The sequence below is a fragment of the Butyrivibrio sp. AE3009 genome (assembly GCF_000420845.1).
Classification (GTDB): domain Bacteria; phylum Bacillota; class Clostridia; order Lachnospirales; family Lachnospiraceae; genus Butyrivibrio.
Genome location: NZ_ATVS01000015.1, coordinates 39,442 through 63,539, shown reverse-complemented (window position 1 = coordinate 63,539; position 24,098 = coordinate 39,442). Strand labels below are relative to the sequence as shown.

Below are 24,098 nucleotides of genomic sequence, written 5' to 3'. Positions count from 1 at the left end.
GTAATAGCCGGGATAAATCCCGGCTAATCATTGTTATATAAATTACTCTGCGGAAACGATGTAATAATAAATTGGCTGTCCGCCATACTGAAGCTCAACATCGCATCCGGGGAAGTTCTCGCTGATTCTTGCACGAAGATTCTCAGCATCCTTCTCATCAACATCCTCTCCGTAATAAACACTTATAAGTTCAAGCTCATCATTCACCATCTTGGAAAGCATGTCAAAGGTTACATCTGCAATCTCACCGCCTACAGCAAGGATTCCGGCATCACCGATTCCCATGTAGTCGCCCTGTCTGATCTGAACATCATCAATGACAGTATCTCTGACTGCATAAGTAACTTCACCTGTATTAACTGTTGAAAGCGATTCTGTCATTGCAGCTACGCTCTCTTCCACACTGCCGCCCGGTACATAATTGATAAGAGCGGTAATTCCCTGAGGAACAGTCTTGGATGGAACCACTACAATCTTCTTGTTATCATCATTGTCCTCAGACATAATTGCAGCCTGATTAGCGGCAAGAATAATATTCTTGTTATTGGGCAGAACGATTACTGTATCGGCGTTAACTTTGTCAACAGCATCAAGAATATCAGCTGTTGAAGGATTCATTGTCTGACCACCCTCGATCACATAATCTACGCCAAGTCCTCTGAAGATATCAGCAAGTCCGCCACCTGCACATACAGTTACGAAACCAACTTCCTTGTGAGGCATCTCGGGTTCAGCCTTCTCTTCCTGGCCCATATCGACCTTCTCACCAAGAGGAATATCATCTCCGGGGAGGTATGTTGGTGTAAGCTCAGCTGCACCATTGATCTCTGTCTTGATCTCAGCCCAGGAACCGTCATTATTTTCATGGAACAGCTTCTCGCGATGCTCCATTCTCATATTGTCAATCTTCATATTGGAGAGCTGGCCATACATAAGAGCTCTCTGAATAGCAAGTCCGGGATCGTTGGAATGAACGTGTACCTTACAAATCTCGTCATCAGCAACCATAACAATGCTGTCGCCGATAGACTCAAGGAAAGCCTTGAAGTCAATCTCCTGCTTAACATTAAGAGGCTTGGATAAAAGAACGATGAACTCTGTACAATATCCAAACTTGATATCTTCTTCGGCTGCAGCCTTGTCCTGTTTCTTGGAAACGGGAGTTACTGATTCTTCCTTAATAGAAAGATCTATCTCTTTACCAAGATATCCATCAAGGGCTCCCTTAAGCACCTGAACCAGTCCCTGTCCGCCTGAATCAACAACACCGGCCTGTTTAAGAACAGGAAGCATATCCGGAGTCTTGGCAAGAACTTCGTCAGCATATTTAATAACTTCTTCACAGAAACGTACGATATCATCGCAGCCTTCCATAGCGAGCTCATGAGCCTTCTCAGAAGCACCCTTGGCTACGGTAAGGATTGTACCTTCCTTGGGCTTCATAACCGCCTTGTAAGCAGTCTCGACAGCCTTCTCAAAAGCCTCTGCAAGTACTGATACAGTAAGCTCATCATGTTCCTTAACAACCTTGGTAAAACCACGAAGGAGCTGAGATAAGATAACTCCGGAGTTACCTCTTGCACCACGAAGTGAGCCGGATGAAATCGCCTTACAGATAGCCTGCATATCAGCGTTGTTACCAAGAGAGCTAACTTCCTTGGCTGCAGACATGATAGTCATTGTCATATTTGTTCCGGTATCTCCGTCGGGAACGGGGAATACGTTAAGCTCGTTGATCCACTCTTTCTTAGCCTCGAGATTCTTAGCACCTGTCAAAAACATCTTCGACAGCATCTTAGCGTCGATACTATTATTACTCAAAACAATCTTCCTCCAAATCAATCAATAACGCGGACGCCTTCGATGTAGATGTTGATCTTCTCGATTTCAAGCCCGGTAAATTCCTCTACTTTATATTTAACCGTATCAATAAGATTAGTTGAAACGGCTGAAATGCTAACACCATAAGCTACTATAACATGGAAGTCAAGCTTCAGCTTCTTATTCTCATCCAAAGTTACATTAATTCCTCTTGTCATGGAATCCAGCTTAAGCAGGCTGACAAGTCCGTCCTTCACATTGACATTGGCCATACCTACGATTCCAAAGCACTCCATAGCAACTGCACCCGCATACTGGGCAATTACTTCATTATCAATGGAAATATTTCCCATGTGAGTGTTCATTAGAGAAGCCTTCATATGTGTCCTCCTTAAAATGTGCGATATTTTACTGCCTTTTTCGCATACATATAGTATTATAATAGCAGTTTTATAAAAAATAAACTATAATTTTTGCAGATTTTACTTGCAATCCTTATTTGTTTCTGCTAAGATATCAATGTTGCGGATAAATTCGCAATAATTTTGCTGTAAGAAACAGATTACATGGCTTATAAGGAGGTGTCAAAATGGCTAAATGTGATATTTGTGGCAAGGGCGTTCATTTCGGTAACAACGTAAGCCATTCCCATAGAAGATCTAACAGAGTTTGGAAGTCAAACGTTCAGCACGTTGCTGTTAAGGTTAACGGATCAACTCAGAGAATGCACGTTTGCACAAGCTGCCTTAGATCTAACAAAGTTGAGAGAGCTTAATTTCAAATGAACTAAGAAAACTACCTGATATCAGTCAGGTAGTTTTTTTATGCCTTTTTTATTCTCTTAAACCGGGAAAGCAAATAGTGCCAATTTGGAAATTATCAGCTCTCTAATGATCATTCCCCTATCTTCTTTTGATTCCTTAGATATTCTTACAAGCTCAGGAATTGTATATACTTTCTCTTTAAACCCTTTTTCCCTTGCAAGAGGATTCTTGTATTCAGATACTCGTACTCTCCCCTTTAGCTGCTTATAAATCTCGTAGTCAAAATTATCGTCGGTCAGATAATACAGATGACTCTCTAATGTTGTATTAAGATCCACGTCATCTTTCATATGTTTGGAGATTATGGTCTTGAACTTAAAGGGAACCATCTCGTTCCCCAGAAGTTCGTTGTAATTGTATCTACAGCCAAAATAATGACGTTCGATATCCTGCATGTAATATTTAAAATCATCTTCATTAACAATATTGTTCATATATCAGTCTTTCTTCTCTCCACTGTCAAGATCTTCGATATTATCTGCGCTGAACTTGATGGCTGTACGAATTTTGTCTTCATCCCAGCCGGTCTCCTCCATGAGTTCCTGAACAGTTACTTTTCTTCTGAGGTCTTCAGCTAGTTCTCTTGCTTTGTCGGCTACTTCATTTACCAGCTCAAGCACCTTCTGACTTCCTGCATCTTCCGCAAGATTGTCCTGAATGATCGCTTCCATCGCATCAAGCATCATTTTATAAAGGAAACTCTCGACCTCTGAAGGTTCTCCCACGGCATCGAGCATTGTAACGCCTTTGGTCAACGCAAAATTACCTTCTCCGATAAGATCCTCAAGAAAAACACCCTGCTCAGAATACATTCTGGCAACATCCACAACGAGAGGAAGATAATTCTCTATCAGTTTGGACTGAGCATCCTTATCTCCTGCTATTGCGGACATAGATACTGCCTCAAGCTCTCCCTCTGTGAGTTTAGGAAGAGCTTCCAGGCTCTCCAGATAGTCATTCAGATAATTAGTCTCTTCCTCTGTAAGATTCTCATCTGTAAAATCTACCTTTTCATCAACGCCGATATTGTGTTGTTTCAGGTAGTCAAACACCATTTCCATCTGCTTCTCATCAAGCTCAAGCTCTGAAAATGCTGTCTCCACCTGCTCTTTGGTGATGAAATTCCTGTTCTCTCTTGCTGTTCTTGTTACAGTCTTAAGTATAGAGGCAAACTCCACCTCTTTATTATCAATATTTCCCATTATCTATAATATTCTCCGTATTTTTATTTAACATGCTGATGTGTAAAAAGATGATCCTGGCAGTATTCATAATTGCCGTTACACTTGGAACAGAACCTGAATTCAAGCTCAGGGTTGGTTTCTTCTGATTTTCCGCATACCGCACATTTATGTCTTGTGACACCTTTGGGAGCCATCCTGACATTTCTGCTGAAATCGTGTCTTCTTTTAATGTCCTTTGGCTTAAATCTGGACATACGTCCTGTCTGTAAATAAAACAAGAACAGATTCAGAAGCTGAGAGCCGATTGCGAAGAATACAGCGTAATTCTGATCCATAAGGCCCTGAATACATTCAACTCCGAGAATAATACCATAGGCGATGCCCAGCCATTTTACTTTGATTGGAATAATGAACATCAAAAGAACCTGCATCTCAGGATAGCAAATAGCAAAAGCAAGGAATACCATCTCCTGTAGATACATCATATTGTAGAATCCTGCAGTTATCTCCATTATCTGAACTACATCCGCAGGATATCTCAGCAGATAAATCAAATAAGAAAGAAATGCGCCTATGATCATGAAAATTATTCCGCTGAAAATAAACAGATTGTAGCGGAAGGTTCCCATGGTTCTCTCCATGTTGTTACCAATGAAATAATAAAATATTAAGGTAATGATCATAAGAATGCTAAATCCATCCGACGGAGGTATCAGAACCCATGAGATAAGTCTCCATACCTGCCCGTGGAGAATCTTATAGGGATCCAGGCTGATATAATCAAAAAGTCCGTTCAGTCTGAATATCATCATGATATAACCAATCGCATACAGCGCAATGATATACATGGTGAGATTGGGAATAGCAAACTTTCCGAATTTTCTCTCAAGCTTGTTAATAAAATTGTTCATTTAAAAATCCTCTTTTAACTCTTAAAAATTTTAGAGAAGACTTCTGTCATCTCCGCGATGTCATAGGGCTTGGTAAAATAGTATTCTGTAAATAGCTTTTTATCAGTGCCCTCATCGTTTACCGGAACTTCTGATGTTATAGCAACAATGGGAATGTCAGCCTTGGCATAATTGTTAAGGCTTCGTATCTTGGTTGCAGCCTCAAAATCATCGTTGTCCCTTACATCCATGTCCATGATTATAGCATCAAAATAGCCTTCAGGTGCAGCATTTAATTTATCATAAGCCTCTTCGCCGTCAGATGCGCACTGGATCTCAAATCCCAGTTTTTTGAGAATCTTGCCGGTCACCATCTGATTCTGCATTGTATCCTCAACAACAAGTATTCTTTTGCCCTTGAAGGTCTGATTCTTATCTTCAAGTTTGAACTGTCCGCTCTCAAGTCTACTCATGTTAAGGATATTGTTTATTACTTCGCTGAGCTTACTACTGTATATCTCCATCTCTTCGATGTAATTCGATACTTTATTGGAATCTTCGGTTATTTTAGCCTTATGTATAAGAGAATTAAGACCTCGCATCGGTTCGCCCATATAATTGGCCATTTTGTTTACAAAGACGAATTTGTCGTGATCGGCCTTCTCAATCTCTATTCTTGCTCTTTCTTTTTCAGCAATCCTCTCTCGGCCAATCCTTATATCCTTTATCAGCATATGCATGATGAAAAGTAAAAAGATCAGAATAGCCGCGAAGATGAACCAATAGTACTTTTTAAGAAAATCTTTTAAAGTGGGTTTATCAAGATTTTGAGAATAACGAAATGCCATATTCTGATAATCAGAACCCGCGATATGGATGCCTCTGTTTAACAGCATCAAAAGTCCGTTATTTCCAATTTTGACACCAAAACAGCTGTCGTCCTGATAGCTTAGCTGAATGAAAGAAAGCTTATCATAAGACTTATTTTTTAGAACCAATCCTGTTCTGAGTCCGTTTAATGTTGTATATGAAACATCGCCTTTTTCAACTGCATCAAGACAATCTTCCAAACTGGCATATTGCTTTATGCTGGAATGGGGATAATTATTCTTAATATAATAATATTGAAGTTTGTTTTTCTCATTTACCGCAAAATCAATAGTTCCTGTACTGGGTCTTTTCTCACTGTATACGAGATCGGTCAATGTGGACAAAACAGGATCTGATATAAGTATGCCGTCCTCCTCGGAATAATAGAGGCCTCCACCTACAGGGAATGCCACATCAACCTGTCCACTTCCTATTGCAGCAATAAGTTCATCGTAGGTGTCATATCCCTTGTATTCATAGGTGAGTGAGCTTATTCCCAATTGCTTAAATGTATAGGGGAATATATCAGCCACCATTCCCGTTACATTACCGTTTTTATCTGTATCACTATACGGCAAAAAGTCATTCAGATAACCGATGGTTAACTCTTCATTCTCTTTTAACCATTTCAACTCAGTTTTATTAAAAGCACGGCTGGATAATGCTGATGGATAATATTTGTTGCGAAGGTTACTGATATAATCCGGGTTATCAACATAGAGCTGAGCCTGAGCCATATTAAGAGCTCTTACAAGGTCAGGTCTTTTCCTGCTGACGCACATATAATAATCATTTTCGCCAAAATAAGACATTACTTCGGCGTGATACCTGTCATAGATTCCGTCAATCTCAGCTGCAATAAGATCGATTTCTTTTCTGTCGAAGCATTCCAGCAGATTACCGTAATCACTGAAGGTGATAACCTCCGCATTAACTCTTTCTTTTTTGAGATAGTCATTAAGAATATCTACTATTGCGGAATCAAGGACTCCTATGGTTCGTCCGTTAAGCGTTGCAGGATCTGATGTGAGTGAATCATCACCCTCGTGCTTAACAAGGCCATAGCTCTCAAAGCCCATGGGCTTCTCGGGATAATAGATCAGTGTTGAACGTTTCTCTGTATATGCAAGTCCCGCAACTACATCAACTTCCCCCTTAAGAAGCATATTGTAGATGTCAACAAAATCTCCGTATACATATTCATAGGTCCATCCGGCGTACTCGGATATCTTTCTGTAATACTCGTAGGCATATCCTTTTTTTATAGCACCATCATAGCCACCGTCTTCAAATACTTCATTCTGATAATATCCGACTTTGACAGTCTTGATCTCGTCATCGGATGCTGCGTGAACCAAAAAGGATGAAAAGCTAAGAGAAAAAATTGCCCCCACCAAAATCAGACTTAAAAAACATCTAAATTTTTCCAACATAAATACTTCCCCTCATAGATACTTACTAAATCATGATACCACATTTTATATTTTGTGCAATTTATGTTAATTGATTTTTGTTGACCGCTGGATTATAATCATAGAGATTGTCATTTTGGCCTTATTTTTACTTATTATATAGGGTTAAATATTTTTATGAGGTTTATATATGATTTCTAAGGATTACACATTAGGCATTGATATTGGATCTACTACAGTTAAGATTGCACTTCTTGACAGCGAGCGAAACATAGTATTTTCCGATTACAAAAGACATTTTGCAAATATTCAGGAGACACTCGCAGAGCTTCTTAAGGAGGCCAGCAAGGTATCCGGTAACATCATACTCCATCCTGTCATCACAGGATCCGGCGGACTTACACTTGCAAAGCATCTTGAAGTTCCTTTCGTTCAGGAGGTTATCGCTGTTTCCACATCGCTTAAGGCACTTGCGCCTAAGACAGATGTCGCTATTGAGCTAGGCGGCGAGGATGCCAAGATTATTTATTTTGAAGGTGGCAACGTTGAACAGCGTATGAACGGAATCTGTGCCGGTGGTACAGGTTCATTTATTGACCAGATGGCGGCTCTTCTTCAGACCGATGCATCAGGTCTTAATGAGTATGCCAAAAATTATAATTCTTTATATACAATCGCTGCACGTTGCGGCGTATTTGCCAAGTCCGATATTCAGCCTTTAATTAATGAAGGCGCAACTAAGGAGGACCTGGCCGCTTCTATTTTCCAGGCAGTAGTTAATCAGACTATTTCAGGTCTTGCCTGCGGTAAGCCAATCAGAGGTCACATTGCCTTTCTCGGCGGTCCTCTTCACTTCCTGGATCAGCTTAAGGCAGCATTTATCAGAACGCTGAACCTTGATGAGGAGCATACCATCGATACAGATAATTCACATCTTTTTGCTGCAATTGGTTCAGCTCTTAATGCTAAAGAAGAAACCAGCTACAGCATGGACGAGATGGTTGGTAAACTCTCTCATAAGATTGTGATGGATGCCGAAGTTTCAAGACTTGACCCTCTCTTCAAAACAGAGGATGACTATAACGCATTCAAAAACAGACAGTCTCAGTACAAAGTTAGGACCAAGAAGCTCGATGACTACCAGGGCAATGCTTTCCTTGGAATTGACGCCGGTTCTACTACAACTAAGTGCGCACTCATCAGTGAAGACGGTGATCTTCTCTATTCATTTTATTCAAGCAATAACGGAAGTCCTCTTAAGACTGCTATTTCCTCAATTCAGGAGATCTACAAACTTATGCCTGAAGGCGTGAAGATAGCAAGAGCCTGCTCAACAGGTTACGGTGAGGCTCTCCTTAAGTCTGCACTTGTTCTTGATGACGGAGAAGTTGAGACAATTGCTCACTATAACGCTGCTGCTTTCTTCGATCCTGAAGTTGACTGCATCCTTGATATCGGCGGACAGGATATGAAGTGCATTCATATCAAAAACGGTTCTGTTGACTCTGTACAGCTTAACGAGGCATGTTCTTCAGGTTGCGGATCCTTTATAGAGACCTTCGCCAAGTCCCTTGATTATTCTGTTCAGGACTTTGCCAAGGTAGCCCTTTATGCAAAATCACCGGTAGATCTGGGAACAAGATGTACCGTTTTCATGAATTCAAGAGTTAAGCAGGCTCAGAAGGAAGGCGCTGATGTTGCCGATATTTCTTCAGGACTTGCATATTCCGTTATCAAAAATGCTCTTTTCAAGGTTATCAAGGTATCAGATGCCAAGGATCTTGGCGAGCACATTGTTGTTCAGGGTGGTACATTCTATAATGATGCTGTTCTTCGTGCATTCGAGATTATTTCCGGTGCTGAAGCGATCCGTCCTGACATTGCCGGAATCATGGGCGCATTTGGTGCTGCACTTATCGCAAGAGACAGATTCGGTGAAACCGCAGACTATAAGACCACAATGCTTACCATTGATCAGATCAATTCACTTGAGTACACCACCAGTATGACAACCTGTCAGGGATGTACCAACCACTGCCGTCTCACTGTTAATAAATTCACCGGTGGACGTCAGCATATTTCAGGTAACAGATGTGAAAGAGGTATAGGTAAAGTCAAGAACGCTGACAATATTCCTAACCTTTTTGATTACAAATATAAAAGAATCTTCGGTTATGAGCCTCTTACCGCTGACAAGGCGCACAGAGGAACTGTTGGTATACCAAGAGTACTCAATTTCTATGAGAACTATCCTTTCTGGTTTACCTTCTTTACCAATCTTGGCTATAGAGTTGTTCTCTCACCCAGGTCAACTCACCAGATATATGAGCTTGGAATCGAGTCAATTCCAAGTGAATCAGAGTGCTACCCTGCCAAGATCTCACACGGACATGTTGAGTGGCTTATAAGACAGAACGTTGATTTCATCTTCTATCCCGGTCTTTTCTATGAGCGTGAGGAAGTAGAAGGTGCAACCAACCATTACAACTGCCCTATTGTAACTTCTTATAGTGAGAATATTAAAAACAACGTTGAAGCCATAACCGACGGTAAGGCCAAGCTTCGTAACCCCTTTATGGCATTTACAAGCCTTGAGACTGCCACCAAAGCTCTGGTAAAAGAATTTGCTGAGCTTCCCGCAGACGAAGTTATCAAAGCCGCCAAGGATGGCTGGGATGAGATGGCAAAAGCCCGTCAGGACATTAGAGACAAGGGTGAAGAGACACTGAAATGGATGGAAGAAAATGGTCGTCACGGTATCGTACTTGCAGGAAGACCATATCACGTAGATCCGGAGATCAACCATGGTATTCCTGACATGATCTGCTCCTATGGCGTTGCGGTACTTACAGAGGATTCAGTATCTCACCTTGGAACTCCTGAGAGACCTCTTATCGTTTCAGATCAGTGGATGTATCATTCAAGACTGTATGCCGCAGCCAGCTTCGTAAGAACCAGAGAGGACCTGGATCTTATCCAGCTCAATTCCTTCGGATGCGGACTTGATGCCGTTACCACAGATCAGGTCAATGATATTCTTTCAGGTTCAGACAAGATTTATACCTGCCTTAAGATTGATGAGGTCAACAACCTTGGAAGTGCAAGGATCAGAGTTCGCTCTCTTCTTGCCGCTATCAGAGTAAGAAAACAAAAGAATAAGAAGATTCATGTAAATGACTGCTCTAATCACAGAGTACTTTTCACTGAGGATATGAGAAAGAACTACACCATCCTCTGCCCTCAGATGTCACCTATACACTTTGACATATTGGAGCCTGCCTTTGCTGCCTGTGGTTACAACTTCGTTGTAATGCAAAACGACAACAGACATGCTATCGATATGGGACTTAAGTACGTAAATAATGATGCCTGCTATCCTTCACTTTGGGTTGTAGGTCAGATTATGGATGAGCTTCTGTCCGGCAAATATGACCTTAACCGCACTGCTGTCATCATGTCCCAGACAGGTGGCGGATGTCGTGCTACCAACTATGTAGGCTTTATCAGAAGAGCCCTCAAGAAAGCCGGAATGGAACAGATTCCTGTCGTATCACTGAATCTGTCCAAGCTTGAAGCTAACCCCGGTTTCCATATTAACCTTGAGATGCTGATGAGAGCTGCTTATGGTGCCATCTTCGGAGATGTATTCATGCGATGCGTTTACCGTATGAGACCTTATGAGAAAGTTAAGGGCTCAGTAGATGCCTGCCATGAGAAGTGGATGGGACCTGTAAAAGAGTTTGTTACAGCTAAGCATATGAGTTTCTTAAAGTTCCAGAAACTCTGCAAAGAGATCATTGAGGACTTTGATAAGATAGAAATTACCGATGAGATCAAACCAAGAGTTGGCGTAGTTGGTGAGATTCTTGTTAAATTTGCTCCCGCAGCCAATAACCACCTTGTAGAGCTACTTGAGGCAGAAGGCGCAGAGGCTGTTGTTCCTGATCTTATTGATTTCATGCTCTACTGCTTCTACAATCAGATCTACAAGGCAGAAGAACTCGGAACCAGTGCTAAGACCGCAACACTTATGAAGGCTGCCATTTGGGGAATAGAAAGACTTAGAAGCGGCGCTTCCAGAGCATTTGAGAAAAGTGAACATTTCGATCCTCCTACAAGCATCTACAAGCTCGTAGAATATGCAAAACCCATCGTATCTATCGGTAATCAGACCGGCGAGGGATGGTTCCTTACAGGAGAAATGGTTGAACTTATTAAAGAAGGTGCTTCAAATATAGTTTGTACACAGCCCTTCGGTTGCCTTCCTAACCATGTGGTTGGTAAGGGTGTAATCAAGCAGATGCGTCACCTCTATCCCGGTTGCAACATTGTAGCAATCGACTACGATCCCGGGGCATCCGAAGTTAACCAGCTTAACCGAATCAAACTGATGCTTTCTACTGCTCAGAAGAAAGTTGATACAATTAAAAAAGCCATATAAAAAATAGGACGCAGAAAAATCTGCGTCCTATTTATATTCAAAATATACAATTATTTCAGTTTGGCATTCAAACGCTCGATGGCATCTTCATGACGCTGAACTGCGAATTCAGCGGATTTGATCTTAAGCTCTGTAGCCATACGCTTTTTGTGTATCTCATTACTCTTTACATAGTAATCATACACAACGTCGTCATCTACTTCCAAAAACTTGTCTGCGATGCAGCCGGGAAGAACGAACTTCTTAACTACGTCTGAGAACTTAACTTCTATATACTTACCGTCCTGCTTGATAATCTCGCCTGCGCCGAACTTCTTATGACTAACCTTAAGTCCCATGGCAGATTTATCTCCAAGAGCAGAATCTTCCTTATCAAGTCCCGCAAGCTCTTCATTCAGTCTGGATTGTTCCAGCTTGAGGTCTTCAATCTGCTTGGCGTTCTCTTCAAGCATTTCCTTAGTTTTTTTGGTTGGTTTTTTCTTTAATTCCGTTGTCTTTTCTTCAAGCTCTTCGTTTTCCATATCAAGTGGCATAAGAGAGTCTCCTTTTCAGAGAAAAAAATTAACGTCTTAACATTTATATTTTAACTTATTTTAAAGAAAATTACAACTCTGTGGTAATGCCCGGTTTACATTCAACTGTCTTTTTGTCTACTTCAAGAAATACACTGATAGCGCTGGGATTATAGGCGAAGTCACCCTTTACAGATACCTGCATACGGCCGGCTGCGTCAAGATAATCTACAATTTCTATATTGGAGGCATACCAGATATCATCCTGACCTCCCATATCAGCTGCAAAGCTTTCAATTACGTGCCAATTATTGTTTACCTCAAATTCATAGCTATGGCCCCAGAGATAAAAAATATAAAGATACTGAGTTTTCTTAAGGGCAAGAAATTCCTTCTTGAGATTATCAAGGCCTTCAAAATTATGGTGACAGGTAGGATGCCATCTGAGAAAATCCTCGGGAAGATAGAATCCCCCTGTTGATCTTACTGTTCTGGCATGTCTGATACCGCAAGCTTTGAGTGCATCAACAACTTCATCACTGTATGAGCCGTTAGGATAGGCACATCCCCGAACTGTATAGCCCATAACTTCTTCCAATGCTCTTCTATCCTCGATGATCTGACGAATCATCTGTTCCTTAGGGCATCTTGCTATAGTGGGATGCGTTACAGTATGAACTGCTACTTCGTGACCTTTGTAGAGGTCTCTATATTCTTCCATTGGAATTCTTTCCTTGTAATACTCATCGAAATGATCGTTTACAAGACCGGAATTGACGTTGAAGGTAGCCTTAATGCCGTTCTCATTCAGAATATCAACAAGGCGTCTATCCTCAATTTTTCCATCGTCGTAGCTAAGCGTCAGAACCTTATGCTTGCCTCCGGGGAACTGCGTATAAATATTTCTTAATCTTTCTCCCATTTTGCACCTTCTAAATATTTAATATGCTTAATTCTGATCTACTTTCTTGGTTAAGGCCTTGGCAGCCATCTTTCTCTTGTCCTCGTCAAGAATCTGCCCCCACTTATAAGGTGTGTTCTGATATACATAGTAGTTAAGCCAATTTGAGTATAGATTGTTGGCATGACCTCTCCATACCAGGTCAGGCTTCTTAGTGGGATCATCATTGGGATAATAGTGCTCCGGGATATGAATATCCAGGCCTTTACCCAGATCTCTTTTGTATTCACTGTCAAGGGTAAGTCTGTCATATTCAGCATGACCCATTACAAAAATCTGGCTGCCGGACCTGTTCATGCAAAGAAATACTCCGGCTATATCAGATTCTGCAAGAACCACAAGATCGTCACATGCATGAATATCTTCTGAAGGAGTTGCGGTATGTCTGGAATGAGGCATCATGAATATGTCATCGAAACCTCTTACCAGCGGCACTTTCCTGTTCATTACTCTGTGCTGGAAAATACCGAACAGCTTCTCATCAAGAGGCTTCTTATTGATTCCGTAGTGATAATATATTCCTGCCTGAGCTCCCCAACAGATATGGAAAGTGGAAGTGACATTGGTCTTACTCCACTCAAATACTTTGCACAGTTCATCCCAATAATCAACCTGTTCGAAGTCCATTTGCTCAACGGGAGCTCCCGTGATAATAAGACCATCGTAGGTGTTATCTTTAAGCTCATCAAACGTGTTATAGAATCTGTTCAGATGGTTGGGGGATGTATTTGATGAATGATGAGAACTCATCTGCATAAAAGATACATCCATCTGAAGAGGCGTATTGGACATAGAGCGAAGAAGCTGGAGCTCTGTGTCTTCCTTAAGAGGCATAAGATTCAGAATACATATCTGAAGGGATCTGATATCCTGATGCATAGCCCTATTCTCATCCACCACGAAAATATTCTCCCGCTCAAGTATTTCTCTTGCGGGTAAATCGTTCTGTATCTTAATAGGCATTGGTCTGGGTTCTCCTTGTTGTAATATTTTATAACGATAATGATATCATATTATTTTATCATCTCAAGAAACTCTGCTTCATCGATGACTTTTATTCCAAGTTCCTGTGCTTTGGTAAGTTTGCTACCTGCGGCTTCTCCCGCAAGGACAAGACTTGTCTTCTTAGAAACGCTTCCTGAGGCTTTACCACCATTTTTTACGATCAGTTCTTCCGCTTCTTTTCTTCCCAGAGTCGGAAGAGTTCCGGTAACTACGATAGTCATTCCGGCGAGCTTGTCTGAGGCATCGGCATCTTTTTCGGCTGCCATATTAAGGCCAAGCTCCTTCATTGTATTAAGGATCTCAAGGTTAGCAGCTTCATGGAAGAAATCATACAAATCATTTGCTGTTGTTTCTCCTATATCAGGAATCTGAAGAAATCCTTCTACTGTAACATTTGTAAGATCCATGAGATTATCAAAATGCTTCATGATTTCTCTTGCAGTAGATTTGCCAACATTTCTGATGGCAAGACCGGTTAGAAGTCTTACCGGATCATTGGATTTGGATTTTTCTATCTCATTAAGGAGTTTGTCGGTGTTTTTCTCTTTGCCGATTATTCCTTTTTCCACGAGTTCGTCTCTGTAGTCTCTAAGCTTATAAATGTCTGAATAATTCTTAAGATATCCCTCGGAGACAAGTGCGTCAACAAGGGTGTCTCCAAGCCCCATGATATTCATGGCATCTCTTCCTGTGAAATAAGCTATAGTACGAGTCACCTGAGCAGGACATGTGGGATTGATACATCTGATGTCAGCAGTATCCTCCTCACGAATCAGATGACCACCACAAATAGGACATACATCAGGGGCTGTATATACAACTTCAGGGGCTCTGACACATCCGTTCAGTTTGGGAATGATCTCACCGCTCTTGAAGAGTTTGTATTCTCCGCCTATTCCTATCTGCATCTGAGTGATGTAATCCTGGTTATGAAGAGTTGCTCTGGATACTGATGTTCCGCAGAGTCTGGCAGGTTTGCCTGTTTCTCTGTCATGGAAGCTTCCGGTGAAGGTAAGTTTACCGGTTCTGCCAACATCAACCAATATTTCGTCCATTACGACAATTCGTTCTTCCGGAGGATACTTATATGCGATATGTCCACTGGAATACTTGGAGCCTGCAGGAAAATCATCTCTCCAGGCCAGGTTATCAACTTTTATTACTGCACCATCCAAGTCAAACTCAAGGTTATCTCTCATACTGCCGATGTCATCAATGGCGTCGATGATTTCGTCATCATCTTTGCACTGCTTATGAAAAACTGTCTTGATTCCGGCATTTTCAAGGGCATCAAGGCCTCCGCAATGAGACTCTCTAAGCTCCGAAGGACCATCCTGAATGTTAAAAACGAACATCTTAAGGCCGCGGTTTCTTGTTACTTCAGGATCAAGCTGTCTGAGAGTTCCGGCGGCAAGATTTCTGGGATTGGCTGCGATTTTCTTACCAAGTTTCTCCTGTTCATCGTTAAATCTCTCAAAATCTTCGTGGGACATATATACTTCACCGCGAAGCTCCAGATATTCATAGGGAAGGTTAAGAACTTGCATTATATCCGGGATTACAAGAGCATTAGCTGTTACATCCTCGCCAATGAGTCCGTCTCCTCTGGTCTCTGCCATAGTAAGGTGCATCATGCCATCTTCCTGTCTTTTATATCTAAGGGATAAGCTAAGTCCGTCAATCTTCTGTTCCACGGAAAACAGTGCTCCGGGGTGAACAGCATGAACCTTATCTACAAAGGCTCTTACGTCTTCTTTATTGAACACGTCCTCAATTGAAAGCATCGGAACGTTGTGTATTATCTTAACTCCTGCTTCACGTTTGGCGGTTCCGCCGATGATCTGTGATGGTGAATCCTTGGTAATAAAAGAAGGGTTGTCCTTCTCTATTGCTTTCAGCCTCTGCATGAGCTGATCATATTCATAATCTGAAATCTCAGGTGAGTCCTGATTGTAGTATAAATCCATATGATGCTTGATGGTTTTAACAAGGGCATCATATTCTTGTTTGAGTTCTTCTGTATTTGCCAATTCTTTATCTCCCAACTTTTTTCTTTTCTGCGGCGGATGTGAGTCAATGGGGACGGTTCTATGTGACTCACGAAGCGAGTCACATAGAACCGTCCCCATTGACTCACATCCGCCGTTTAAATCATTCTAAGACCGGCAGCTAAATATAATTTCTTCTTGTCCGCTTCACTAAGCTCCACATATTTTCCCGGAGCAAGCTTATAATCCTCCAGTTTAATAGTCATAACCCTGATTCTCTTAAGCTTCTTAACTTCATACCCAAGAGTCTTGCACATTCGTCTTATCTGACGATTAAGTCCCTGAGTCAGAATAATATTAAAAGAACACTTACCGGTTCTGTTAACCTTGCATCCTCTAGTCGTCTGGTCAAGTTCCTTAAGATAGACTCCTGAAGACATCTTTTTTAAAAAATCGCCATTTAAAGGTTTATCTACGGTTACTTCATATTCCTTCTCGTGTCGCTTAGCGCCTTTCATCATAGCATCTATGAGTTTGCCATCGTCAGTCATAAGAAGGAGCCCTTCGGAATCCTTGTCAAGGCGGCCGGCATATGTAACTCGTTTGTTATAGCTAAGGTCCTCGATAACTGTCCTCTCGGCATGTTCATCCTTCTCGGTGCAAGTGACTCCCACTGGCTTGTAATATGCAATAACCACAGAAGACTTGGAGGGTTCAATCTTCCTGCCATCAACAGTAACAACATCCTTGTCTGTTACCTGAATTCCCGGCTGAGCGTTATTCCCGTTAACAGTGACCCTTCCGGCATCTATTAGCTTATCCGCTTCCCGCCTGGAGCATACTCCGCAGGACGCTATGTACTGATTAAGTCTCATATTTTTCTCCATTTAACTATAAGAAAAAACGGCCAGGAACAAATCCTAACCGTTTAATTATAATATTTCTTAAGTGTTTCCTCAATACGTTAATATACTGAATTAGCAGTTAAAATGCGGCTTCAGCAAGCTTGTTTATTGCATCATCGGCAATGAGAAGTTCATAGTTCTCCTTCATATGAGCGATGACATTTTTGTTGGTTGCCTGGAAATGAGCAAACTCATAAGCCATTGTAAAGAGTCCTGCAAATACCTTGGGATCCTCGTTCTCTCTCTTGAGGTCAAGGTAATACTTGCCATCCTGTTCATTCTTATAAAGTGCACTTGAAATGCTGATGTCCTTAGGTGCCTTGGCACAGAAAGACATAACAGTGTGAATATCCTCGAATTTGAATACATATTCATGGAACTTAAGTCTGTTCTGATCTCTCTTGGCCTTCTCTTCCTCGGCAATAACTTCAGGATTCTTCTTGGCTGCGCTGGTGATTTTGTCAACCTTGGCCTTGTTACCGGATACAGTCTCATTTTTGTTAAGAAGAAGCTTGTCGTTTTTGTCAGCGATTCCGTTCTCTTCCATAATATCCTTGACGGAATTGGTAAGCTGCTTAAGGCTCTTCAAATACTCATTAAGTCTGTTGATTCTCTCATCTCCGGCTGCATCTCCAATATCCTCAAGTACATTCTTGGGAATCTTGATGCCTGCCTTATCGGTAAGGTTCTTGAGAATCTCTCCGAAGGAAGCTGAAGCGTTCTCTGAAAGTGTCAGTGAAATAGAATGATCGGGAAGTACTGTGATCTGCATAGGCATAAAGGAACCTGTAGGCTTGTAGTCAACCTCTTCCTCTGCCTTTCTCATTACATCATGAAGAAATTCCATAGCCTCTTTCTTCTTCTCAAACAGGTCCTCAAGCTTGATTCCCTGTTCGTCCATATCATCCTCAGTTATGATACACGTAACCGTGTCTTTATTTATTCTCTTAAATTCCATTAAAAGTCCTTTCAAAAACCGACGATCTATTGTTAATCCATATTATCTAGAGATTAGTCTGTTTTGTCAAAATTAAAATTCTATAAAAATTTTCTCAAAAGACAAGGTTTATTTTACAACATTTAACAAATTCTTGGAAGACCTTCTCCGTACATCAGTCCCACTATGCGTTTGCCACCTATCTTGGTACGCAGTACCACACTGTTATCATCGGATGAGGTGTCCTGTTTATGAACCTGCCCGATAATGCAAGCATTTTCGCCGTATTTGGCACTTCTTATAATGGAAACTGCTCTGTCAGCGTCATCTGCGGCAACAGACAATACCATTTTACCTTCATTTCCCATATAAAGAGGGTCAAGGCCTAACATTCCGCAGAAATTTCTTACTGAATCAGATACGGGAAGACTCTGTTCTTCTAACTCAATTGTACATTTGGAGCTGTCACTGAATTCGTTAAGTACCGTTCCAAGGCCGCCTCTTGTCACATCTCTCATGGCATGAACCTTAATGCCTGCATCAAGCAGTGCAAAAACCATCTCCTTAAGAGGTGCCGCATCGGATACGATATTGCTCTCAATTCCCATTCTTTTGCCCAAAATGGCTGCATGATGATCTCCGAGATTGCCTGAGATTATGATCTTGTCTCCATCCTCAAGATTAAAGGGACCGGGAACCGCAAGATTCTCATCGATAAATCCAACTCCTGAAGTATTGATGATAAGTCCCGGCTCTCCGCCTTTGTTCTCAATAACCTTGGTATCGCCTGTAACCACAGTAACTCCTGCTTCTCTGCAGGTCTCCGCAAAAGAGGCAATAATGCGGTCAAGAACATCAATATCAAGGCCTTCCTCCAAAATACAACCGCAGGTGATATACTGTGGTCTTGCACCGCTCATAAGAAGGTCATTTACAGTACCGCATACGGCGAGCCTTCCGATATCTCCGCCGGGGAAAACAATAGGGGTCACCACAAAAGAGTCCGTAGTTACGGCAAGCTTACCTGCGCCTTTAACTACTGCAGAATCCTCAAGTTTTTCAAGGATCTCGTTATGAAAATGTTTGGCAAAAACATCTTTTATAAGCCTGGAAGTGGACTCTCCTCCGCTTCCGTGAGCCATTGTAATCTTCATGAATCTATATCTCCAAAATACTTATTTTCTTCCTGATACAAAATAGTTGTAGCAGCTTCCTTCCGTTGAAACCATGCATGCTCCGTGTGCATTATCAGGAGTGCAGGCTTTGCCGAATAATGGACATTCATAAGGTCTTAGCTTACCTACAAGCACATTTGCACACTGACATCCAGGTGGCATATGATCTTCATCAAGACCTATACTGCCAGCATCAAAAGGAGAGAACTCTTTTCTCAAGGTCATACCTGAACCCGGAATCTTACCCATACCGCGCCAGGATGAATCAGAAGGCTCAAAGTACTTGTTAACCACTTCTTGTGCCTTAATGTTTCCTTCGTAGCTAACTACATCTTTGTAGAGGTTTTTCATTCCGGTTTTGCCCTTCATGGATATAAGAGCATATATTGTCATAAGAAGCTGAGCTCCTTCAAACCCCGATACAACAAAAGGGATTCCCAGCTCTTTGGACAGTTCCTCAAAAATACCGCTACCTGTAACTGCTGCAACATGGCCGGGGGCAATGAAACCATCAATGCCACCACCATTAGTTACAACCCACCTGATTACTTCCGGCATTGTCTTAAGTGATGTGAGGAGCTTCAGGTTCTTAAGATCCTTTTTAACAGCTTCCTCCAACAGCATTGCATATACAGGCGTCGTGGTCTCAAAGCCGATTGCAGCAAACACATAGGTATGCGCAGGGTCTTCTTCAGCAAGTTTAATTGATTCCATTGGTGAATACACCATTCTTACGTGAGCTCCGTCTGCCTTGGCATCTGCCAATGACTTGATGGTTCCCTTGACTCTTATCAGATCGCCAAAGGTAAGTACGCAAGTATCCTCTCTCATGGCAAGCTCAACAAGTTTATCAATTACAGCGGTAACCGTAACGCATACCGGACACCCGGGACCGGATATCAGCTTGATCTTAGGTGAAAGCATATCCGGGATACCATTCTCTGATATTGCGGCAGTATGTGTACCGCAAACCTCCATAATACGAACTTCTTCACCGTCATATTCTTTTAAAGCCGTGATTATCTCTTCAAGATTTCGCATCAGACTTCGAGCCCCTCGATTTCTCTGAATAATTCCTCCATCTCATCTGCAAGCTTGTCATCCATTGTCTGAATGATACATCCTGCGTGGACAAGAACCTTATCACCAACCTTAACATTAACAAGGCCCGCTTCTGCATTAACTATATTTCCTGAGAAATCTACTGTAGCCTTGGTTCCCTCAAGTTTAATTACCTTACCGGGTATTGCAACACACATATTGTTCCTTTCTTTTACTGTATTATTCTGAAAGCATTAGACCGTAATAGGCCTGTCCCAGAGAAATCCCAGCATCACTGGCCGGAACTTGTTGGTTCCAGTACACTTCGTAGCCGCTGATGCTCAGTAAATTAATTGTTTTGGTCAAAAGAAGTCTGTTCATGAAAACACCACCTGATAAGCAGACTTTCTTTTCTCCTGTTTCTTCTCTAATAATGTCACAGACACTTTTGATAGCGGTTGTAATAGCCACATGGAACGCATAAGCACATAAAACGGTGTTATATTTGCCTTCCCTTTGGCACTCTACTATCTGCCTAAAAAAATCAGCCTGATCGGTGATAATATTACCATTATCATCTCTATATACTTTAAGCTCAAATTCCGGTCTGTCAATACCTGTATACTTCCAGGCTTCTTTTTCAAGGGCTGTGGCGCATTCTCCTTCATAAGAATTATAGCCACAGATTCCAAGAAGAGACGAAACAGCATCAAATAGTCTTCCAACACTGGAGGTTTCGTAAGTATTGATGTTATTGTTAAGTGCAGATCTTATTATATCCGGAATAATATCGCTCTCACCATCGTTATCGCAGGCAAATCTATAACAGTCCCTTACAAGATCGGCTTTTTTGGGTGCCATATCTCCGCCGCAGAGCTTGATGTAAGACATATGTCCGAAGCGTTTAACAGAAGTCTCGTTGCAGTAGAAATACTCGCCGCCCCAGACTTTGCCGTCATCTCCGTAGCCTGTTCCATCGAAGGAAATGCCAATACAGCTATCAATTCCGCTTTCGGCCATTACAGAAAAAATGTGAGCGTGATGATGTTGTACTTTGATAATAGAGCTATCATCCAGATTATTAGCTTGTAAAAGTTTTGCAGCATAACCCGAAGAAAAATATCCGGGATGCTTGTCACAGATCATTCTGTCAAAGGAAAAATGGAACAACCCTCTGCAATAAGGAATCAGCTTCTTATATTCTTCAAATACGTCTACATCAGCCAGATCTCCCAAATGCTGAGATGGGATAATTTTATCCTTCTTTGCAAATGCAAATGTATTCTTAAGATCAGCTCCCAGGGCAAGTACAGCCTTATTACATGAAGCACCACTGCAGCTTTCAGGACTATTATTTTTCAAAAGTACAGGAAGAGGAAAATATCCTCTAGATCTTCTGATAAACTGCGTTGAAAAACCTTTGGATGACCTGATGACAAAGAGTACAGAATCATCCTGGGCAATATTTATCTTTCTTTTATGGTAAAGAACTCCATCTGCGTGAAGTTCATTTTTTTCATCCAAAAAAATATCAAAAAACTTCTCATCTGAATAAATCATAGGCTGGTCAGACTTGTTAGCACTGGTGACAATAAGAGGTCCCAGTTCATCGCATAACAGTCTGTGAATTCCTGAAGAAGGAAGAAAAGCTCCGATGTATCGGCTGTCTCTGCAGACCTGCTCAGGAAAGTCTTTTTTCTTCTGAAGTAAAACGATTGGTCTTGCAGAAGATAAAAGAAGGTCTTTCTCCCTATCGTTCACATAACAATATTCTGATATTTCTTCAAGTACGGAGAACATAACGGCGAAGGGCTTCCTCTCGCGACCCTTCAGTTCTCTGAGCCTTGTAGCGGCTTCTGTTGTCGGAAGGCAAACAAGCTGATAACCCGATATGCCCTTAAGTCCGATTATTCCGCCATTTGATAATACCTCAATAGCCTTTTCTACGGCTTCTTCCCTATTTACCTCAGATTCTGAATATCTGAAAATCATCTGAGGTCCGCAGCTATGACAAGAAATTGTCTGTGCATGGCGGCGTCTTCCTCTGCGATATTCGCTATCACAATCACCACACATTTCAAAATCAATCATTGTAGTGGTGTCGCGATCATAAGGAAGTTTATTCAATATACTGACCCTCGGACCGCAAACTGCGCAGCTGATAAGAGGATAATGATATCTTCTGTCCTTCTCATCCAGCATTTCATTCATGCAGTCGTCACAGATCCCAATATCCGGCAGAAAAACAGGAAGCTCAGAGGAAAGATCAATCTCATCACTTGGAACAATCATAAATTCCGAAAGGGATGTCTCATCATAGTTCACGATTTCCTCTGCAGACAAATCAAGAATAAAAGCACCTGCCGGATACTCACTTTTAATGCTCTCGATAAATAAGTCCAATTCGTCCCTATTTCCAATCGCAAGAATATCAACAGCTGCTCCGATATTTTTGACATTACCTTTTATGCCGTATTTAGTTGCCGTTTCAGCAATAAAGGGGCGGAAACCAACACCCTGTACCGCCCCTTTAACTCTTATCTTAATTGTCATAATCTGATCTTTTTGTCTCAAAAAATCAAGCCTTAGGTTCTTCTTTCTTCTCTACATTTCCTGCTGCGGCTGCCTGTGCTGCCTTAGCGGCTGCTGCAGCTGCTGCACGTTCCTTAGCTGCCTTCATAAGAGCTTCCTGAGCGGCGATAGCCTTCTCAGACTGCTTGAAGGTCTTGGTAACCTTCTCAGGACCGGGTTCTGTGAATCTAAGTCCCATAGAAAGTGATTTCTTAGGGCAGTTATCTACACAGCATCTGCACTGGATGCAGCTCATAGGATTGATGGACCAGGTCTTCTCTGCCTTATCAATGCTGATAGCATGAGTAGGGCATTTGATGGAGCACAGACCGCACAATACACAGAGATCCATATCATTCTCAACATGTCCTCTTGTGCCTACGGGGTACTCTTTCTCAACCTTTCTGGTCTTAGGCTTTGATACAAGATTATGAAGAATTGTGTTTTTAAAACTAATCAAAGACATATTTAATCACCTCTCTGTACAGCTGATGCAAGGATCAATGGTAAGAACAAGGATCGGAACATCTGCCAGATCGCAGCCCTTAAGTGTCTCAACAAGACCTGAAAGGTTTGCAAAGGTGGGGGTGCGGACTCTCATTCTGTCTATGAACTTGGTACCATTAGCCTTTACGTAGTAATGAGCCTCTCCTCTGGGCTGCTCAAGACGCATGAAATACTCACCGTTTGGCATGCCCTTAACGGGAACATCAATGTCTCCCGCAGGAATCTTGGCGATTAACTGCTTAATAATATCAAATGCCTGGAAAATCTCTTTGATACGGCACTCTGTTCTTGCATAGGAATCACCATCATTGCTGATGATAGGCTCAAAATCAACATCGCCGTATGCGCAGTAGCCTGTGCTACGAATATCACGGGCAATACCGCTGGCACGAAGGAAAGGTCCGCAGCAACCAAGAGCATCTGCCTGCTCAGCAGTAAGAACACCTACGCCGCGAAGTCTTGTCTGAACGGCCATATCGTTAAGGAAGGGCTTGGCAATAACCTTGAGATCCTCTTCCATTCTTGTAATACGCTCTGCGAAGTCTCTGAGCATCTCATCAGAAACATCTCTTCTAACGCCGCCAATCTTCATAGCGGAAAAGATAACACGTCCGCCGGTGGAAGCCTCAAACATATCAAGGGCATCCTCACGAAGTCTCCAGCAATCCATGTAAAGAGACTCAAATCCAAAAGCATCAGCCAAAAGACCAAGCCAAAGGAGATGTGAATGAACTCTGGAAAGCTCAGACCAGATAGTTCTAAGGTATTTAGCACGCATAGGTACATCGATATCCATGATGTGCTCAACAGCCTCTGAATAGCCAAGGCCGTGGCCAAGAGAACAGATACCGCAGATACGCTCTGCAACGTATACCATCTCGTTAAAATCTTTTTTATCAACCAGCTTCTCGAGACCTCTGTGGATGAAACCGATGGAAGGAATAGCCTCAACTACCTTCTCGTCCTCCATAACAAGATCTAAATGAATGGGTTCCGGAAGAACCGGATGCTGGGGTCCAAATGGAATTACACTTCTTGTAGACATTTTTGGTTC

General features: G+C 41.9%; 20 protein-coding genes. 2 read left to right on the top strand and 18 right to left on the bottom strand.

Features of this window, described 5'->3' with window-relative positions; all coding sequences use genetic code 11:
• Positions 1-42 precede the first annotated feature (42 nt).
• Positions 43-1,821, bottom strand: a complete 1,779-nt coding sequence (locus G588_RS0109710; RefSeq protein ID WP_026668694.1) for a DAK2 domain-containing protein — start codon at positions 1,819-1,821, stop codon at positions 43-45.
• Positions 1,822-1,838: 17 nt separating this feature from the next.
• The gene (locus G588_RS0109705) at positions 1,839-2,201 is read right to left on the bottom strand and encodes an Asp23/Gls24 family envelope stress response protein (RefSeq protein ID WP_022778543.1); all 363 of its coding nucleotides are present in this window, start codon (positions 2,199-2,201) and stop codon (positions 1,839-1,841) included.
• Between the two features lie 209 nt (positions 2,202-2,410).
• Here G588_RS0109705 and rpmB point away from each other — a divergent pair, with 209 nt between their 5' ends.
• Positions 2,411-2,596: a 50S ribosomal protein L28 gene (gene rpmB, locus G588_RS0109700; RefSeq protein ID WP_022778542.1), complete on the top strand. Its 186-nt coding sequence runs from the start codon at positions 2,411-2,413 to the stop codon at positions 2,594-2,596.
• A 66-nt stretch (positions 2,597-2,662) separates the two neighbouring features.
• On the opposite strand, the gene G588_RS0109695 is transcribed toward rpmB, so the two are convergent.
• Genes G588_RS0109695 through G588_RS0109680 form a run of 4 tightly spaced genes read right to left on the bottom strand, consistent with a single transcriptional unit; the run spans position 2,663 to position 7,022 of the window.
• Positions 2,663-3,079, bottom strand: a complete 417-nt coding sequence (locus G588_RS0109695; protein WP_022778541.1) for a hypothetical protein — start codon at positions 3,077-3,079, stop codon at positions 2,663-2,665.
• A gap of 3 nt (positions 3,080-3,082) precedes the next feature.
• Complete coding sequence (locus G588_RS0109690; protein ID WP_022778540.1) at positions 3,083-3,847, bottom strand: RNA polymerase sigma factor region1.1 domain-containing protein; 765 nt, start codon at positions 3,845-3,847, stop codon at positions 3,083-3,085.
• Positions 3,848-3,870: 23 nt separating this feature from the next.
• Positions 3,871-4,740, bottom strand: a complete 870-nt coding sequence (locus tag G588_RS0109685) for a membrane protein (RefSeq protein WP_022778539.1) — start codon at positions 4,738-4,740, stop codon at positions 3,871-3,873.
• Positions 4,741-4,754: 14 nt separating this feature from the next.
• Positions 4,755-7,022, bottom strand: coding sequence for a transporter substrate-binding domain-containing protein (locus G588_RS0109680; RefSeq protein WP_081644306.1), 2,268 nt, complete (start codon positions 7,020-7,022; stop codon positions 4,755-4,757).
• A gap of 169 nt (positions 7,023-7,191) precedes the next feature.
• On the opposite strand from G588_RS0109680, the gene G588_RS0109675 reads away from it, so the two are divergent.
• Positions 7,192-11,442 carry a 2-hydroxyacyl-CoA dehydratase gene (locus tag G588_RS0109675; RefSeq protein WP_022778537.1) on the top strand — a complete coding sequence of 1,417 codons (4,251 nt, stop codon included), beginning with the start codon at positions 7,192-7,194 and terminating at the stop codon, positions 11,440-11,442.
• 50 nt (positions 11,443-11,492) lie between these two features.
• Here G588_RS0109675 and G588_RS0109670 read toward each other — a convergent pair whose 3' ends face one another.
• The 12 genes from G588_RS0109670 to G588_RS0109615 all read right to left on the bottom strand — a co-directional run bounded on the left by G588_RS0109670 (position 11,493) and on the right by G588_RS0109615 (position 24,089).
• Positions 11,493-11,975: a hypothetical protein gene (locus G588_RS0109670; protein ID WP_022778536.1), complete on the bottom strand. Its 483-nt coding sequence runs from the start codon at positions 11,973-11,975 to the stop codon at positions 11,493-11,495.
• Between the two features lie 70 nt (positions 11,976-12,045).
• Positions 12,046-12,876 (bottom strand): polysaccharide deacetylase family protein, encoded by an 831-nt coding sequence (locus G588_RS0109665; RefSeq protein WP_022778535.1) that lies wholly within the window; start codon positions 12,874-12,876, stop codon positions 12,046-12,048.
• 27 nt (positions 12,877-12,903) lie between these two features.
• Positions 12,904-13,878: a homoserine O-acetyltransferase MetA gene (gene metA / locus G588_RS0109660; RefSeq protein ID WP_022778534.1), complete on the bottom strand. Its 975-nt coding sequence runs from the start codon at positions 13,876-13,878 to the stop codon at positions 12,904-12,906.
• A gap of 50 nt (positions 13,879-13,928) precedes the next feature.
• Complete coding sequence (ligA, locus tag G588_RS0109655) at positions 13,929-15,950, bottom strand: NAD-dependent DNA ligase LigA (protein ID WP_022778533.1); 2,022 nt, start codon at positions 15,948-15,950, stop codon at positions 13,929-13,931.
• 116 nt (positions 15,951-16,066) lie between these two features.
• Positions 16,067-16,783, bottom strand: a complete 717-nt coding sequence (locus tag G588_RS0109650; RefSeq protein WP_022778532.1) for a pseudouridine synthase — start codon at positions 16,781-16,783, stop codon at positions 16,067-16,069.
• A 109-nt stretch (positions 16,784-16,892) separates the two neighbouring features.
• Positions 16,893-17,771 (bottom strand): adaptor protein MecA, encoded by an 879-nt coding sequence (locus G588_RS0109645; RefSeq protein WP_022778531.1) that lies wholly within the window; start codon positions 17,769-17,771, stop codon positions 16,893-16,895.
• A gap of 122 nt (positions 17,772-17,893) precedes the next feature.
• Positions 17,894-18,904 (bottom strand): hydrogenase expression/formation protein HypE, encoded by a 1,011-nt coding sequence (gene hypE, locus G588_RS0109640; RefSeq protein WP_022778530.1) that lies wholly within the window; start codon positions 18,902-18,904, stop codon positions 17,894-17,896.
• A 21-nt stretch (positions 18,905-18,925) separates the two neighbouring features.
• Complete coding sequence (gene hypD / locus G588_RS0109635; protein ID WP_022778529.1) at positions 18,926-19,966, bottom strand: hydrogenase formation protein HypD; 1,041 nt, start codon at positions 19,964-19,966, stop codon at positions 18,926-18,928.
• Positions 19,966-20,184, bottom strand: a complete 219-nt coding sequence (locus tag G588_RS0109630; protein WP_022778528.1) for a HypC/HybG/HupF family hydrogenase formation chaperone — start codon at positions 20,182-20,184, stop codon at positions 19,966-19,968. Before G588_RS0109630 ends, hypD begins: the two co-directional genes overlap by 1 nt.
• 22 nt (positions 20,185-20,206) lie before the next feature.
• Positions 20,207-22,519, bottom strand: a complete 2,313-nt coding sequence (gene hypF / locus G588_RS0109625) for a carbamoyltransferase HypF (protein WP_035788250.1) — start codon at positions 22,517-22,519, stop codon at positions 20,207-20,209.
• Positions 22,520-22,544: 25 nt separating this feature from the next.
• Entirely contained in the window at positions 22,545-23,003 is a 459-nt protein-coding gene (locus G588_RS19800) for an NADH-quinone oxidoreductase subunit I (RefSeq protein ID WP_022778526.1), read from the bottom strand.
• 6 nt (positions 23,004-23,009) lie between these two features.
• Entirely contained in the window at positions 23,010-24,089 is a 1,080-nt protein-coding gene (locus G588_RS0109615; protein WP_022778525.1) for a hydrogenase large subunit, read from the bottom strand.
• Positions 24,090-24,098: the final 9 nt, after the last annotated feature.